Annotated in this window: 15 protein-coding genes; 11 read left to right on the top strand and 4 right to left on the bottom strand. The window is 63.2% G+C overall.

Going from position 1 to position 14,952, the window contains the following annotated elements:
- Positions 1-99: 99 nt before the first annotated feature.
- Positions 100-945, bottom strand: a complete 846-nt coding sequence (gene coxB, locus AC0IPL_RS17835) for a cytochrome c oxidase subunit II (RefSeq protein ID WP_474276188.1) — start codon at positions 943-945, stop codon at positions 100-102.
- 193 nt (positions 946-1,138) lie between these two features.
- Here coxB and tldD point away from each other — a divergent pair, with 193 nt between their 5' ends.
- The 5 genes from tldD (at position 1,139) to AC0IPL_RS17810 (ending at position 8,430) form a co-directional block, all read left to right on the top strand.
- On the top strand, positions 1,139-2,560 hold the full coding sequence (tldD, locus tag AC0IPL_RS17830) for a metalloprotease TldD (protein WP_474276190.1): 1,422 nt from the start codon (positions 1,139-1,141) through the stop codon (positions 2,558-2,560).
- A 250-nt stretch (positions 2,561-2,810) separates the two neighbouring features.
- On the top strand, positions 2,811-4,016 hold the full coding sequence (dprA, locus tag AC0IPL_RS17825) for a DNA-processing protein DprA (protein WP_474276192.1): 1,206 nt from the start codon (positions 2,811-2,813) through the stop codon (positions 4,014-4,016).
- Between the two features lie 252 nt (positions 4,017-4,268).
- Positions 4,269-6,929 (top strand): type I DNA topoisomerase, encoded by a 2,661-nt coding sequence (gene topA / locus AC0IPL_RS17820; protein ID WP_474276194.1) that lies wholly within the window; start codon positions 4,269-4,271, stop codon positions 6,927-6,929.
- Between the two features lie 149 nt (positions 6,930-7,078).
- Positions 7,079-7,801, top strand: coding sequence for a CoA transferase subunit A (locus tag AC0IPL_RS17815; protein WP_474276196.1), 723 nt, complete (start codon positions 7,079-7,081; stop codon positions 7,799-7,801).
- Positions 7,801-8,430 carry a CoA transferase subunit B gene (locus AC0IPL_RS17810; RefSeq protein WP_474276198.1) on the top strand — a complete coding sequence of 210 codons (630 nt, stop codon included), beginning with the start codon at positions 7,801-7,803 and terminating at the stop codon, positions 8,428-8,430. Before AC0IPL_RS17815 ends, AC0IPL_RS17810 begins: the two co-directional genes overlap by 1 nt.
- A 58-nt stretch (positions 8,431-8,488) precedes the next feature.
- Here AC0IPL_RS17810 and AC0IPL_RS17805 read toward each other — a convergent pair whose 3' ends face one another.
- Both AC0IPL_RS17805 and AC0IPL_RS17800 read right to left on the bottom strand, forming a co-directional pair.
- Positions 8,489-8,965, bottom strand: coding sequence for a hypothetical protein (locus AC0IPL_RS17805; RefSeq protein ID WP_474276200.1), 477 nt, complete (start codon positions 8,963-8,965; stop codon positions 8,489-8,491).
- Positions 8,966-9,108: 143 nt separating this feature from the next.
- Positions 9,109-9,237, bottom strand: coding sequence for a hypothetical protein (locus tag AC0IPL_RS17800; protein ID WP_474276203.1), 129 nt, complete (start codon positions 9,235-9,237; stop codon positions 9,109-9,111).
- 407 nt (positions 9,238-9,644) lie between these two features.
- Here AC0IPL_RS17800 and AC0IPL_RS17795 point away from each other — a divergent pair, with 407 nt between their 5' ends.
- On the top strand, positions 9,645-10,214 hold the full coding sequence (locus AC0IPL_RS17795) for a TetR/AcrR family transcriptional regulator (RefSeq protein ID WP_474276205.1): 570 nt from the start codon (positions 9,645-9,647) through the stop codon (positions 10,212-10,214).
- A 7-nt stretch (positions 10,215-10,221) separates the two neighbouring features.
- On the opposite strand, the gene AC0IPL_RS17790 is transcribed toward AC0IPL_RS17795, so the two are convergent.
- The gene (locus AC0IPL_RS17790; protein ID WP_474276207.1) at positions 10,222-11,040 is read right to left on the bottom strand and encodes a lytic transglycosylase domain-containing protein; all 819 of its coding nucleotides are present in this window, start codon (positions 11,038-11,040) and stop codon (positions 10,222-10,224) included.
- A gap of 354 nt (positions 11,041-11,394) precedes the next feature.
- Between AC0IPL_RS17790 and AC0IPL_RS17785 the strand changes: the two genes are divergently transcribed.
- The 5 genes from AC0IPL_RS17785 (at position 11,395) to AC0IPL_RS17765 (ending at position 14,939) form a co-directional block, all read left to right on the top strand.
- Entirely contained in the window at positions 11,395-11,574 is a 180-nt protein-coding gene (locus AC0IPL_RS17785) for a hypothetical protein (protein ID WP_474276208.1), read from the top strand.
- Between the two features lie 292 nt (positions 11,575-11,866).
- Positions 11,867-12,046: a hypothetical protein gene (locus AC0IPL_RS17780; RefSeq protein ID WP_474276208.1), complete on the top strand. Its 180-nt coding sequence runs from the start codon at positions 11,867-11,869 to the stop codon at positions 12,044-12,046.
- An 85-nt stretch (positions 12,047-12,131) separates the two neighbouring features.
- Positions 12,132-12,308 (top strand): hypothetical protein, encoded by a 177-nt coding sequence (locus AC0IPL_RS17775; RefSeq protein WP_474276210.1) that lies wholly within the window; start codon positions 12,132-12,134, stop codon positions 12,306-12,308.
- Positions 12,309-12,448: 140 nt separating this feature from the next.
- Complete coding sequence (gene cpaB / locus AC0IPL_RS17770) at positions 12,449-13,306, top strand: Flp pilus assembly protein CpaB (RefSeq protein ID WP_474276213.1); 858 nt, start codon at positions 12,449-12,451, stop codon at positions 13,304-13,306.
- A gap of 226 nt (positions 13,307-13,532) precedes the next feature.
- A complete protein-coding gene (locus tag AC0IPL_RS17765; protein ID WP_474276215.1) occupies positions 13,533-14,939 on the top strand; it encodes a type II and III secretion system protein family protein in 1,407 nt (468 codons plus the stop codon).
- Positions 14,940-14,952: the final 13 nt, after the last annotated feature.

Below are 14,952 nucleotides of genomic sequence, written 5' to 3'. Positions count from 1 at the left end.
CTTGGGTTCCTTGGCGGCAACGGGTGCGCACGGCTGCGCACCCAGGTCTTGTCTCAGTTTTCCTGCCAGCGCCGCAGCGGCGCATCGGCAGGTCAGCTATCAGTTGGCGGCAACCTGGTAGGACTGCGGCGTGCCCGCATATTCCTCGATCGCGCCTTGCAGCCAGGCGTCATACTGTTCCTGGGTCACGACCTTGACGGTGATCGGCATATAGGCGTGGTCCTTGCCGCACAGCTCGGAGCACTGACCGAAATAGATGCCTTCCATACCTTCGTCGACGTTGAACCACAGTTCCGCCAGACGACCCGGAACGCCATCCTGCTTCACGCCAAAGGCGGGCATTGCCCAGGAGTGGATCACATCTGCCGCGGTCACCTGCATCACCACGGTCTTGCCCGAGGGCACAACGACGGCGGTGTCGGTGGCCAGCAGCCATTCGTCCTCGGAATAGCCGTATTCGGCCAGCTGGTCCTTGGGCAGCAGGAAGCTCTCGAAACCGAACTCGTGGTCGGTGTACTCATAGCCCCAGTACCACTGGTAGCCGGTGACCTTGATGTTGATGTCGGCTTCGGGGATCTCCTGCTGGGCAAACAGCTGCGGCAGCGAGAAGGAACCGATGAAAACCAGGATCACGATCGGGATCACGGTCCAGGCGATCTCGATCGGGGTGTGGTGGGTGAAACTGGCCGGCGTCGGGTTGGCGCGGCGGTTGAACCGCAGGATCGCCCAGAGCAGCAGACCCGCCACGAAGACGCAGATTACGGTGATAATCACCAGGATCATGGCGTCCAGGCTGCGGATCCCCTCCATCAGCGGGGTGGCTGCTGGCTGAAAGTCCACGCCGCCGTTGACCGGCTTGCCAATGGTCCTCAGCCCTTCCTGCGCCAGTGCGGGAAGGCTGGAAAGGCCGGTGAAAAGGGCCGAAAGCGTCAAAGCGTTTTTCATATCTCTACCTGATCGGTTGATCGCGTTGTTCCTGCGGCGGCTTGCGCGTTCGGAATCGTTGATTCCAGAAAACGCACCTGCCCCGTTGTCTTTGACGCCGCTTAAAATCATATTCGGGGCAACAGATAAAGAGGCAGGCAAGCGTCAAACCGTCGCTTTCTTGATTTAGATCAAAAAAACCGAGGACCGTGCCATGGTAACCCCCGCCTTTCGCCCGTTTGAAACCACGCTGCCCGAAGCCGAGGCGCTGACGGTGCTGCGCGATGCGCTGAACGGGGCCGACGACGGCGAGATCTTTGCCGAGCGGCGCAAATCCGAGGCACTGTCGTTTGATGACGGGCGTCTGCGCAGCGCCAGCTATGACGCATCCGAAGGATTCGGCCTGCGGGCGGTGAACGGCGATGTGGCGGGGTACGCCCATTCCACCGATGTCTCCATTGCCTCGCTGAAGCGCGCAGCGGAGACCGCCAGGCTGGCCGTGGGCGACGGCGGCGGCACCTACGCTGACGCACCGCAGGCCACCAACAAGAAGCTTTACGCGGATTCCGACCCGATCAGCGCCATGCCATTTCCGGTGAAGGTGGAAACGCTGCGCGAAATCGATGCCTTCGCCCGCGATCTGGACAGCCGCGTGGTGCAGGTCTCCGCCTCGCTGGCGGCGTCCCTGCAAGAGATTGAGATCCTGCGCGCTGACGGCGTGCGGGTGCGCGACACCCGTCCGATGGCGCGGCTCAACGTGTCGGTGATCGCCGAGAAGGACGGCCGCCGCGAAAGCGGGTCTGCCGGCGGCGGCGGGCGGCTGGGGCTGGACGGGCTGGTGGATCCGGCCCACTGGCAGACCCAGGTCCGCGAAGCATTGCGCATTGCGTTGGTGAACCTTGATGCCGAACCGGCGCCCGCGGGCGAAATGGACGTCGTGCTTGGCCCCGGCTGGCCCGGCATCCTGCTGCACGAGGCAATTGGCCACGGGCTGGAGGGCGACTTCAACCGCAAGGGCTCGTCCGCCTTTGCCGGGCTGATGGGCCAGCAGATCGCGGCCAAAGGGGTGACCGTGCTGGATGACGGCACCATCCCGAACCGGCGCGGCTCCATCACCGTGGATGACGAGGGTACGCCCAGCCAGAAAACCACGCTGATCGAGGACGGCGTGCTGGTCGGCTTCATGCAGGACCGCCAGAATGCGCGGCTGATGGGTGTCGCCCCCACCGGCAACGGGCGGCGGCAGAGCTACGCCCATGCGCCGATGCCGCGGATGACCAACACCTACATGCTGGGCGGCGAGGCCGATCCCGGAGATCTGGTGGCAGGGATCAAGGATGGGATCTGGGCGGTGGGGTTCGGCGGTGGCCAGGTTGATATCACCAATGGCAAGTTCGTGTTCTCGTGCACAGAAGCCTACCGGGTCAAGGACGGCAAGGTCGGCGCCCCGGTGAAGGGTGCCACGCTGATTGGCGATGGCGCCACCGCGCTGAAGCAGATTCGCGGCCTCGGCAACGACATGGCGCTGGATCCGGGTATGGGCAACTGCGGCAAGGCAGGCCAATGGGTGCCCGTGGGCGTCGGCCAGCCCTCGGTCCTGATGGGCGGGCTGACGGTGGGCGGATCCGCCGCCTGAACCTCCGCAAAAGCCTCGTAAAACCAGCGAAGGCCTCCATAAAACAGCCCCAAACACCGCCCCGCCAGCCACGACCGCGGGGCGGAAATCCTTTGAAGATCACCGCTCTCGGCCGCATCCGCACGGGTTTTTACAATCGCTATCGAGACTTAGGAAAATTTTCCGGGAATTCGTAAAAATTGCCGCGGCGTTCACCTCCTGTTAACCGGTTGAAGGTTAATTCTGGTTCTGCAAACAGGCGGAGCGACGGATGACCGGAGAAGCACATTCTTCCACTCACCCCCCACTCCCACCCACCACGGAAGACGCCCGGTATTCACAGCTTCGTCTGTTGCGCTCCAAGCGGGTCGGCCCGGTGACCTACCATCGGCTGCTCGCTCAATTTGGTTCAGCGCAGAATGCGCTGGATGCGTTGCCTGAAATGGCACGTTCCGCAGGTATCAAAGGGTATGAAACATGCCCTGCCAAGGCGGTGGACGCCGAAATCAAGCTCGCAAAAGCCGCCAAAGCGCGGCTTTTGTGCTATTCGGATCCGGACTATCCCAAGCTGCTGAAAGAACTGAAGGATGCGCCGCCCCTGCTGTGGGCCATCGGCGACCTGTCGCTGCTGAACCGGCCCCTGATTTCCATCGTCGGCGCCCGCAACGCTTCGTCCCTGGGGCGGCGCATGACCCGCGCGCTGGCGCAGAATCTAGGTGCCGCGGGGTATGTCGTGGTCTCGGGCCTGGCGCGCGGCATTGACACGGCCGCGCATGAGGCCACGCTGACCAGCGGCACCATCGCGGTGCAGGCGGGCGGCGTCGATGTCATCTACCCGGCCGAAAACACCCGGCTCGCCGGTGCCATTGCCGAAAGCGGATTGCGTTTGTCCGAACAACCCATGGGGCTGACACCGCAGGCCCGCGACTTCCCCAAGCGCAACCGGATCATCGCAGGCCTTGCACGCGCTGTGGTGGTGGTGGAGGCCGCCGCCAGATCCGGCACCCTGATAACCGCGCAGGATGCGCTGGATCTGGGCCGCGAGGTGCTGGCGGTGCCCGGTCACCCCTTCGATGCGCGCAGCTCCGGCTGCAACCGGCTGATCCGCGACGGCGCGGTGCTGGTGCGCAGCGCGGCTGATGTCATCGAAGCCCTGCCACCGCTGGACCCGGCTGGCAGCCCTGCGCCGCGCGCGCCTGCCGCGCCGCCCGTCAGCCTGCAACAGGCCATGGCAGAGCTGCCACCTGCCCCGCCGCAGCGGCGCAGCCTGGCCGAAACCCATGCCCTGCATCAGCAGATCCTCAGTCGTCTTGGCCCCTCGCCCACCTCCGAGGCCGCGTTGATGCGCGATCTGGCCCTGCCGCCGCAAGACCTGGCACCGGCGCTCACAGATCTTGAACTCGACGGCCGCATCCAGCGCCAGCCCGGTGGGCTGTTGTCCAGAAACCTGCCCGACAACACCGGCGATACCGGGTGATTGCAGACCACCCCACTGCGTGCTGACCACAGCCGGTGCCGCCCCGTCCATGGCCCCGCCTGCCCCGCGCGTGCGTTTCTGACTTTTGGGTGTCGCTCGGACCAAATCCTGACCCAAACCGGAGCTGGGCACCGCCGAAACAGGGCCGTTACAAGGCTGATACGGGGCCGCAGATTGACATTCTCCCCTTGCACCCCACATGTTGCCCGGCCATAGAACCCGCAGTAGCGGTCCGAAGAGGTTAGAGAATTAATGCCAGTTGTCGTCGTCGAATCCCCGGCCAAGGCCAAAACGATCAATAAATATCTTGGTCCCGACTATACGGTTCTGGCGTCCTACGGCCACGTGCGCGACCTGCCAGCCAAGAACGGCTCAGTCGACACCGAGGCCGATTTCGACATGACCTGGGAGGTCGCAAATGATTCCCGCAAGCACGTCAAGGCCATCGCCGACGCGCTGAAAGAGGACAACGCGCTGATTCTCGCAACCGACCCCGATCGCGAGGGCGAGGCGATCAGCTGGCACCTGCAAGAGGCGCTGACCAAGCGGCGGTCCATCAAGAAGGACACACCCGTCAGCCGGGTGACCTTCAACGCCATCACCAAGGAAGCCGTGACCGAGGCGATGCAGAACCCACGTCAGGTCGACATGCCGCTGGTCGAGGCCTATCTGGCGCGGCGCGCGCTGGACTATCTGGTAGGCTTCAACCTGTCCCCGGTGCTGTGGCGCAAACTGCCCGGTGCGCGTTCCGCTGGCCGCGTGCAATCCGTTTGCCTGCGCCTGATCGTTGAGCGCGAGATGGAGATCGAGGCCTTCAACCCCCAGGAATACTGGTCGGTACGCGCCCAGCTGGCGACTCCGCGCGGCCAAGAGCTGGAGGCACGGCTGACCGTTCTGGGCGGCGACAAGCTGGACAAGTACAGCTTGAAAAATTCCACCGCTGCCGAACTGGCCGTGCAGGCCGTTGCCTCGCGCCAGCTGTCGGTTCTGTCGGTCGAGGCCAAGCCCGCCGCCCGCAACCCGTCCGCCCCCTTCATGACCTCCACCCTGCAACAGGAGGCCAGCCGCAAATTCGGCATGGGCGCGCGCCAGACCATGAACACCGCCCAGCGTCTCTATGAGGCCGGGTTGATCACCTATATGCGGACCGATGGTATTGACATGGCCCCTGAGGCTGTCGAAGCCGCCCGCGCCGAGATCGAAAAACGCTATGGCGCCGAATACGTGCCTGCCAAGCCGCGGATCTACAAGAATAAAGCCAAGAACGCCCAGGAAGCGCACGAATGTATCCGCCCGACGGATATGAGCCGCGATGCCGCCAGCCTGAAGGTCTCCGAGGACGACCAGCGCAAGCTGTATGACCTGATCTGGAAACGGACCCTGTCCTGTCAGATGGAAGGCGCGCGACTGGAGCGTACCACCGTCGACATCGGGTCGGACGACCGCCAGGTGGTGCTGCGCGCCACCGGTCAGGTGATGCTGTTTGACGGCTTCATGCGGGTCTATGAGGAAGGCCGCGACGATGTCGCTGACGAGGACGACAAACGCCTGCCGCAGGTCATGGAAGGCGAGGCGCTGAAGTTTGCCTCCTCGCTGGCGGCGCAGGCCGAAAAAGCGGGCAAGGACGCCTCCGTGCTGTCGGACAACACCGCGGTTCTGGCCTTGCAGCACCACACCCAGCCGCCGCCGCGTTACACCGAGGCAACGCTGGTCAAACGCATGGAAGAGCTGGGCATCGGCCGCCCGTCGACCTATGCGAGCGTGATCACCACGATCCAGGACCGCGAATATGTCCGCAAGGACAAGAACCGCCTGTTCCCCGAGGACAAGGGCCGGATCGTCACCATCTTCCTGTTGAACTTCTTCCGTAAATACGTCGGCTACGAATTCACCGCCAACCTCGAAGAAGAGCTGGATGACGTCAGCGCGGGCCAGCGCGACTACAAGGATTTGCTGAGCAAATTCTGGCGCGATTTCTCCGCTGCGATCTCTGAGACCTCAGAGCTGCGCATCACCGAGGTGTTGGATGTCTTGGACGACGCCTTGGCGCCGCAATTGTATCCGCCCCGTGAAGACGGCACCGATCCGCGCGTTTGCCCGAAATGCGGCGCCGGCCAGCTGCATCTGAAAACCTCGCGCACCGGCGGCTTTGTCGGCTGCGGCAACTACCCGGAATGCAACTACACCCGCCCAATCTCCGGCGAGGGTGCGGAAGGCTATGAACGGGTGTTGGGCGAAGATGACGGCGACGAGATCCACCTGAAATCCGGCCGCTTTGGCCCCTATGTGCAACGGGGGGAGCCGACGCCCGAGAACAAGAAGCCGCCGCGCTCCTCGCTGCCCAAACAGGGCAAGGACTACCTGCCCGGTTGGGGTCCGAACGAGATCACGCTGGAGCAAGCGGTCACTCTGCTGACACTGCCGCGCGAAATCGGCCAACACCCGGATGGTGGCGTGATCCAGTCCAATCTGGGCCGCTTTGGCCCCTATATCGCACACCAGCGCCCCGACGAGGAAAAGCCGGTCTATGCGAACCTCAAGGAAACACTGGACGTTTTCGAGATCGGCATGAACCGCGCGGTTGAAATGCTGGCCGAAAAACGCGCCAACCCCGGACGTGGCCGCCGTGCGGCCGCCAAACCGCTGAAGGAACTGGGCGAGCACCCTGAGGGCGGCGGCGCCATCAGCATCATGGACGGACGCTACGGACCTTATGTCAAATGGGAAAAGGTGAACGCCACACTGCCCAAGGACGTCGAGCCCAAGGATGTGACCCTCGACATGGCCGTGCAGCTGATTGCCGAAAAATCCGGCAAGGGCGGCAAGAAAAAGGCCGCGCCCAAGAAGAAAGCTGCCCCCAAGAAGAAAGCTGCCCCAAAGAAAAAGACCGCGGCCAAGAAGGACGCGGACTAAACCAGCACAGGCCGGGGGCGGCGCCCCCGGTCATGCTCCGCTGCGGGGGCCTGGCTCTCCGTAGAAATACCTGTTTCTCTCCGTATCGTTGACTTGCCGCTGTCCCGGCGTCAGAACAGCATCCAAACGGTAGTTGTTGGGAGAACTCCATGAAAAAGGTTTACGCCAACGCCGCCGAAGCGCTCGACGGGTTGCTTCATGACGGCATGTTCATCGCGGCAGGGGGCTTTGGCCTCTGCGGCATTCCGGAGCTTCTGCTGGAGGCCATCAAGGACGCGGGCACCAAGGATCTGACCTTTGCCTCCAACAATGCTGGCGTTGATGATTTTGGCATCGGTATCCTGTTGCAAACCAAGCAGGTCAAGAAAATGATCTCCTCCTACGTGGGGGAAAACGCCGAATTCATGCGCCAGTACCTCAGCGGCGAGCTGGAGCTGGAATTCAACCCGCAAGGCACCTTGGCCGAGCGTATGCGCGCAGGCGGCGCGGGCATTCCCGGCTTCTTCACCAAGACAGGCGTGGGCACCGTGATTGCCGAGGGCAAGCTGGAGAAGCAATTCCCCACCGGCGAAGACGGCGCCATGGAAGACTACATCATGGAAGAGGGCATCTTTGCCGATCTGGCCATCGTCAAGGCCTGGAAGGCGGATGAGACTGGCAACCTGGTGTTCCGCAAGACCGCCCGCAACTTCAACGCGCCCGCCGCCACCTGCGGCAAAGTCTGTGTCGTCGAGGTGGAGGAAATCGTGCCGACCGGGTCTCTGGATCCCGACTCGATCCACCTGCCCGGCATCTATGTGCACCGGATCATTCAGGGCACGCATGAGAAACGCATCGAACAGCGCACCGTGCGCAAGCGGGAGGAAGCATAATGGCTTGGGATCGCAATCAGATGGCGGCACGCGCCGCCCAGGAACTGCAGGACGGCTGGTATGTAAACCTCGGCATCGGCATCCCGACGCTGGTGTCCAACTACATCCCCGAGGGTGTCGAGGTAACACTGCAATCGGAAAACGGCATGTTGGGCATGGGCCCCTTCCCGCTTGAAGGCGACGAAGACCCGGATCTGATCAACGCGGGCAAGCAGACCATCACTGAGCTGCCGCAGACCGCCTATTTCGATTCCGCGCAGTCGTTTGCGATGATCCGCGGCGGCAAGATCGCCATGGCGATCCTGGGCGCGATGGAAGTGGCCGAGAACGGCGACCTCGCCAACTGGATGATCCCCGGCAAGCTGGTCAAGGGCATGGGCGGTGCCATGGACCTTGTGGCAGGCGTCCGCCGCGTGGTTGTGGTGATGGATCACGCCAACAAGCATGGCCAGTCCAAGATTCTGAAGGAGTGCACCCTGCCGCTGACCGGCAAGGGCGTGGTGGACCGCATCATCACCAACCTAGGCGTGCTGGACGTGGTTGAAGGCGGCCTGAAAATCGTTGAATGCGCGGAAGGCGTCAGCGAAGACGAGCTGCGTGCTGCGACCGAAGCAACGATCGTCGACTGATCTGCATCCACATCACCGTCCAAGGCCCGCCAGTTCCCTGGCGGGCCTTTCTCGTGTTTTATACGCCTGTGGCTGATGCCGGGCGTTCCTGTGGCCGCAGCGTGTGCCACACGGCGCCCTGCGGCGGGTTGATGATTTCGTACATGAACACCCGTTTGTCGTGCCAGTTCACCACCCGTTCCTCGCCATTTTCGAACGCCACCACGCAATAACTTCCATCGGCGGGATCACAGCTGTCCCGCCCCATCACGCTGACGATGACCGGGTCCACCAGGTGGCGGCTGACCAGCACCTGCGCCTTCACCATCTTGCCGGACAGATACAGCCCGCCCGCAAACAGCCCCACCGCCAGCAGGATAAACCCCGGGCCGGACAGGTTTCTGAATGGTGAAGCCTTGGCCAGGCCCGGCGCAAAGGCCACGAACACCAGCCGTCCGAAAAAGCCCACAAATGCAATCACCCCGATCAGGACAAAATTGCCCGTCACCTGCTGTGACCCAGCCGCCACCGCCGAGGGGTCGAATCCAAAGTCCAAAACGTATCTCCAAAATCTGAAAAGTCGGAAATAACGGCTGAAAATCAGTTCAGTGCGGCGAAACTTTGACGACCGGCCGCCGCTCGCGTCAAACTCTCGCAAATTTAAGGCCGGGGGCGGCACGCAGTCGACCCAGCCCCAGGCTAGCGCAGGAGCGACACGCCCATCGCGGGGGCCATGGCGCCGCCCTGCGCACGCGGCAAGGTCACAGGCAGCAACACCGCACCTGCCAATAACGCCGCACAGGCGGCCATCAGAATATCGCGCTTCATTATATACCTTTCCGGCTTAGCTCTGATCCGTCGGGACCCGGGGATCGCTCAGGCTCGGCCGCCAAGAACCCCAGGCGCGCGGCAGATGCCGTTGGGCGACGTGCCGTCAGCAGGGACGCTCAACGCCGCAGCGATGCAGGATGCCAGGACAATTGGCCCAAGGGGCCACGCCATCGGATGGAACAGTCGTTTCATGCCAGTTTCCTCACTCGTCAATATGTACCGACCTGTAAATGATGCCGTATATGTGTACCGATCTGTACACTAAAGCAAGGCAAATTTATCGCCCTTGGACGACCCGGTCCGCTATCCAAGGCTACGCAATTGCAAAGGCGCAATATTTTCTAGCGGGTTTTCGTTCGGCCAGATCGGGAGTATGTACAGATCAGTACACAAAAGGACGAATCATGCGCCCGAACAAACGCGACGAACTGGTCCGCAGAGCGTTGGACGTGTTCTATGCCCGCGGCTTTCACGCCACCGGCATGGACACGCTGGTCAAGGAGACCGGCGTCTCCAAAACCTCCATGTACAAGCATTTCCGCACCAAAGACGATCTGATCGTGGCGGTGCTGCGCTTGCGGGACGAGGATTTCCGCACTTGGCTCTACCGCCGCATGGCGGAACTGGCCGACACGCCCCGTGGGCAGCTGCTGGCAATGTTCACTGCCCTGGCGGAATGGTTCGACAAGCCCGAATTCGCAGGCTGCATGTTCGTCAAGGCCAGCGCCGAGTTCCAGGATCACAGCCACCCCGTGTACCGGCAATCTACGGAACACAAACAGCTTATCCTGCGCCATCTTGCGGGGCTGGCCGAACAGGCCGGGGCGGCAGATGCCGCGGCGCTGGCGCGACAGCTCCTGACGTTGAAGGAAGGGGCCATTGTCCTTGCCGCCATGTCCGTGTGCCCGGATCCCGCATCGGACGCACTGGCCACAGCGCGGCTGCTGCTGCAGACGCAGCTTCCCGAGGTCTGACCGCGAGCTATGGCCCCAGCCGGAAGACACAGCCGTCCGACAGCAGCTCGGGCGGGGTCATGCACAGTCCCCTTGCCACCTGATAGGCCGCCAGAACCTTGGGCACATAGTCCAGCGTCTCTGCATAGGGGGGCACACCCTCATGGTCGCGCACCGCCCCCTCGCCCGCGTTGTAGCCGGCCAGCACCAGAATCGGGTCGCCCTCGAACCGGCCCATCAGCCAGTCCAGGTACTTGATGCCGCCCGCGATGTTCTGCTGCGCCTCCAGGGCATCGCCGACACCAAAGCGCGCTGCGGTATCTGGCATCAGCTGCATCAGCCCCTGCGCCCCGGCCGAGCTGACGGCATCCGTGCGGCCCGCCGATTCCACCGCGATCACCGCCAGCACCAATGCCGGGGACACTTTCGTACCCGCGCTGTAGGTCAGGATTGGCACCGCATGGGCCTGGGCGATCTCCTGCATCAGTTGCAAGCGCGGTGCGGCCAATCCCTGGCCCGCATTCAGCGCCATCAGCGCCTGCTCCAACCGGCCCCGCCCGGCATCAGCGGCCTCCACCTTATCCCAAAACCAGCCGTACCGCCCCGGCCTTGCCGCTGCCACCGCCGCCGGTTTCTCTGCCTGCGCCGCGGCCTGTTCAGCAGCCTTGGCGGCGGCCTGTGCTGCCGGGTCGATCTGCACGGTGATACGTTTGCCGCCGCCCGCCTTGGGCGGTTTGATCCGCTTGGCCTCGAAAGTGGGAAAGGGTTGCGGCTGCACCGCCTGCGCCGCAGCCACCAGCGGCGCAAGACAGGCAGCAAGGGTCAGCACAAGAACGGGAGACGACATGGCAGGGCCTGATTGCACGGGGTTTGACGGCAGAGTCGGCAACTTGGCACCGCAACACCAGTCCTTGTGCCCCGAAATCTGGCGCAATCGCCACATTTGCGGCCCGATGACACCGAAATACCACGGGGGCGCAGCGCTTAACGAAAATTTAATGCCCCAGAATCCGTGCGTTACCCGATCGCTTGCCAAAAAGTTAAAATAGGGCCGCCATTTTCGGATTTCAGCCCAAATCCTGCCATTCTGGGCTGGCTATATGGGTTCATCCAAGCCGGACAGTGGTCAAGCAGGTGAGAGAGCGGACCCTGGCGAGATGGCGGGATGGACCAATTCAGTGATCCTTTGGAGGGACCAACCATGATCAAGTTTTTCAAGAATTTCCGCAAAGACGACTCCGGCGCCGTGACTGTTGACTGGGTCGTGCTGACCGCAGCCGTGGCCGCTCTGGGTGGCGTCGTCTACACCGCCGTGCAGGACGGTGCATCCGACCTGGCCAGCGACACCGGCTCCTTCCTGGCCACCAAGACGCCGACCTGATCGCCGCACGTTGCGCGCCTATCCGCTTTGCAAGGCCGTCCCCCTGGGGGCGGCCTTCTTCGGTGGAACCGCAACCGCACCCCGTCGCCCCAGATTGCGGAAAACAGATCCTTAAAATTGGTAAGGAGTTTTTTACTTTTGGGCATAACCCACAGGATTGCGCCCCATTAACGCCCCATTCACATAGCTTAATGGACCCATCCCCAGACGGGACGATCAGAAGGAGAGAGCTGATCGGCATAGCCTGGCGGGGCACATGACACCACATTCGTTTCCTTTGGAGGGACCAACCATGATCAAGTTTTTCAAGAATTTCCGCAAAGACGACTCCGGCGCCGTGACCGTTGACTGGGTTGTGCTGACCGCAGCCGTAGCTGCTCTGGGCGGCGTCGTCTACACCGCCGTGCAGGACGGTGCATCCGACCTGGCCAGCGACACCGGCTCCTTCCTGGCCACCAAGACGCCGACCTGATCGCCGCGCGACACGCATCGGCGGCGCCACACGTAACCGGCGCCGCCCCTGCCCTGATCGTTCCCAAGGCAGCGAGGTTCGGAACATGAACAAACTTTGGTCTTACATCGCAGAGGACGACGGTGCCATCACCGTCGACTGGGTTATCCTCTGTGCTGCCGCCATCGGGCTCGCCGTGCTGATTGCCGGTGCCACCCAGGACGGTGCGTTTGGCCTGGCCCAGGGGCTGGCAACCTTCATGAGCAACTGGAACTTCGGCTAAGGCAGCGTTGCGCTGCCCGTGCCCACTCCACCACCCCATGACATCGCCGCACCCGCGATGGCATGCCGACGCCCTGGCCTGGTCCGGGCTGTCGGCAGGCGCTTGTTCGCGGGTTCGGCACGTTGAGGAAAGGTAACACAATGCGTGCAGTTTTCGGACTGGTCCTGATTGTCGGCGTGGCCCTGGCGGGCGGTGCCGTGATGATGGCAAAGAATTACATCGCCGCCTATCAGAACGAGCTTGCGCGCGAGCGGGCGGCCCGCGCCGAAACGGTGCCGACCGTGGACGTCTTTGTCGCCACCAAGCCGCTGAAATACGGCGAACGCCTGTCCAAGGACGCGGTGCGCGCGGTGCGTTGGCCGCAAAATGCCATCCCCGAGGGCGCCTTTACCGAACTGGACGCGCTGTTCCCGCCGCACGAGGGCGACGATCTGCGCGTGGTTCTGCGCGCGATGGAAAAGGATGAGGCGATCCTGGCCGTCAAGGTCACCGACCCCGGCAAGGACGCAGGCATCACCTCGCGGCTGCAACGCGGCATGCGCGCCTTTGCGATCAAGGTGGATGTGTCCTCCGGCGTGTCGGGCTTTCTGCGCCCCGGCGATAAGGTCGATGTGTACTGGACCGGCATGATGCCCGGCAGCGGCGGCGCCCATGGCGAGGTCACCCGCCTCATTGAGACAAACGTCGAACTGGTCGCCGTGGACCAGAGTGCGGGCGGCGACATCAACGAGGCAATCATTGCCCGCACGGTCACCGTGGCCGCCCATCCGCGTCAGGTGGCTGCGCTGGCCCAGGCGCAAACCACCGGCCGGTTGTCGCTGGCCCTGGTCGGCGCCGGGGACGACACCATCGCCTCGGTGGTCGAGGTCGACCAGCGGACGCTGCTGGGTCTGGGCGCCCTGGAAGCGCCGCAGGAAGTGGAGCAGGAGAAAGTCTGCACCATCCGCACCCGCCGTGGTGCCGAAGTGGTGGAGATCCCGATCCCCTGCACCAACTAGGGCGCTACGCGGAAACGTCGCGCCCTCAGCCGAATAACGCGCGCGGCCACCATCCCTTCGTGGGGTGGTGGCCGCTTGGCGTGTTGCCCGGTCCACACAATGCAGCGACGACGAGAACCCCTGCGAAACCATTGATTCTTGCAAAAATTCACCATCTGCACCACAGTGCCCAAAACAGCGGGCAAAAAGACCCGGATTTTGAGGCGTGATCGGAAAGGCAGGTCACATGAGATTTAAGAGGTTCGTGGCGGCAGCCCTAGTGGGGCTTTCGCTTGCTGGCATTCCGTCGGTCGATGGGGCCGAGGCCCAGTCCCTGCGGGTGGTGAAACGCGGCACGGCGTCGACGCTGGACGTGCCGATGAACCGTGCCGTCGTCGTCGAAAGCGAAACCCCCTTTGCGGAACTCAGCATCGCCAATCCGGGCATTGCCGACATTTCCTCCCTGTCGGATCGCACCATCTATGTTTTGGGCAAATCGCCGGGTCTGACCACGCTGACATTGCTGGACGGCTCTGGCCGACTGATCACCAACGTGGATGTTCGCGTGGCCGCCGATGTCACCGAATTCAAGCAACGCCTGCGCCAGATCCTGCCAAACGAGAAAATCGAGGTCCGTACCGCCAATGACGGCATCGTGCTGTCCGGCACCGTGTCCAGCGCGGCACGGCTGCAACGCGCGCTCGACCTTGCCGAACGCTACGCGCCGGAGCGGGTCAGCAATCTGATGTCGGTGGGCGGCGTGCAGCAGGTCATGCTCAAGGTGCGCTTCGCCGAGATGCAACGCTCGGTTTCCAAGTCGCTCAGTGCTTCGCTGGGCTTCAGCGGCGGCACCAGCACGGGCCGTGTGGGCGGCACCAACACGCTGAACAACGCAGGATCGCTGGCCAATTCTCTGGCTGGCAACATTCCGGCGGCCAATGAAAACGCCGGCGCCTTCCTGTTCGGTTTCAATGCTGGCGCGGTGCAGGTCAGCCTGCTGCTGGAAGCGCTGGAGCAAAAGGGCGTCGTGCGCACGCTGGCCGAACCCAACCTGTCGGCCCTGTCGGGCCAAGAGGCCAAATTCCTGGCCGGCGGCGAATACCCGGTGCCCGTGGCCCAGGAAGATGGCGTCATCACCATCGAATTCAAACCGTTCGGGATTGAGCTGAACTTCATCCCGCGGGTGATCGACGGCGACCTCATCAATCTGGAACTGAATGCAGCCGTGTCGGCCATCGACCCTTCCAACTCGCTGGAGCTCAGCGGGCTGACGATTGATGCCTTCTCGCGGCGCGAGACCTCCACCACCGTTGAAATGCGCGACGGCGAGAGCTTTGCCATTGCCGGTCTGATCCGGGACGAGTTCCTCGACAATTCCTCGCAGCTGCCCTGGCTGGGCGATGTACCCGTACTGGGCGCATTGTTCCGCAGCGCCGACTACCAGCGCGAACAGACCGAACTGGTCATCATTGTCAGCGCCCATCTGGTCACCCCGACCCGCGGCGAGGCGCTGACCCTGCCAACCGATCGGGTGGCACCGCCCAGCGAAAAAGACCTGTTCCTCTTCGGACGCACCTCGCGCACCAAGAGCGGCCCGGCGGCCGAAGTCGCCAAGCAGGATTTCAACGGCTCTTACGGCTACGTGCTGGACTGATAGGGAGTGGCAC

The organism is Leisingera sp. SA32 (assembly GCF_056033425.1).
This window is presented reverse-complemented; position numbering and strand designations above follow the sequence as displayed.

Coding starts and splice junctions, on each gene's coding strand:
- AC0IPL_RS17815 (WP_474276196.1), top strand. CDS start 7,079: ATGAAAAAGGTTTACGCCAACGCCGCCGAAGCGCTCGACGGGTTGCTT.
- dprA (WP_474276192.1), top strand. CDS start 2,811: ATGACCGGAGAAGCACATTCTTCCACTCACCCCCCACTCCCACCCACC.
- AC0IPL_RS17795 (WP_474276205.1), top strand. CDS start 9,645: ATGCGCCCGAACAAACGCGACGAACTGGTCCGCAGAGCGTTGGACGTG.
- AC0IPL_RS17765 (WP_474276215.1), top strand. CDS start 13,533: ATGAGATTTAAGAGGTTCGTGGCGGCAGCCCTAGTGGGGCTTTCGCTT.
- topA (WP_474276194.1), top strand. CDS start 4,269: ATGCCAGTTGTCGTCGTCGAATCCCCGGCCAAGGCCAAAACGATCAAT.
- AC0IPL_RS17785 (WP_474276208.1), top strand. CDS start 11,395: ATGATCAAGTTTTTCAAGAATTTCCGCAAAGACGACTCCGGCGCCGTG.
- cpaB (WP_474276213.1), top strand. CDS start 12,449: ATGCGTGCAGTTTTCGGACTGGTCCTGATTGTCGGCGTGGCCCTGGCG.
- AC0IPL_RS17810 (WP_474276198.1), top strand. CDS start 7,801: ATGGCTTGGGATCGCAATCAGATGGCGGCACGCGCCGCCCAGGAACTG.
- AC0IPL_RS17775 (WP_474276210.1), top strand. CDS start 12,132: ATGAACAAACTTTGGTCTTACATCGCAGAGGACGACGGTGCCATCACC.
- AC0IPL_RS17790 (WP_474276207.1), bottom strand. CDS start 11,040: ATGTCGTCTCCCGTTCTTGTGCTGACCCTTGCTGCCTGTCTTGCGCCG.
- coxB (WP_474276188.1), bottom strand. CDS start 945: ATGAAAAACGCTTTGACGCTTTCGGCCCTTTTCACCGGCCTTTCCAGC.
- AC0IPL_RS17780 (WP_474276208.1), top strand. CDS start 11,867: ATGATCAAGTTTTTCAAGAATTTCCGCAAAGACGACTCCGGCGCCGTG.
- AC0IPL_RS17800 (WP_474276203.1), bottom strand. CDS start 9,237: ATGAAGCGCGATATTCTGATGGCCGCCTGTGCGGCGTTATTGGCAGGT.
- tldD (WP_474276190.1), top strand. CDS start 1,139: ATGGTAACCCCCGCCTTTCGCCCGTTTGAAACCACGCTGCCCGAAGCC.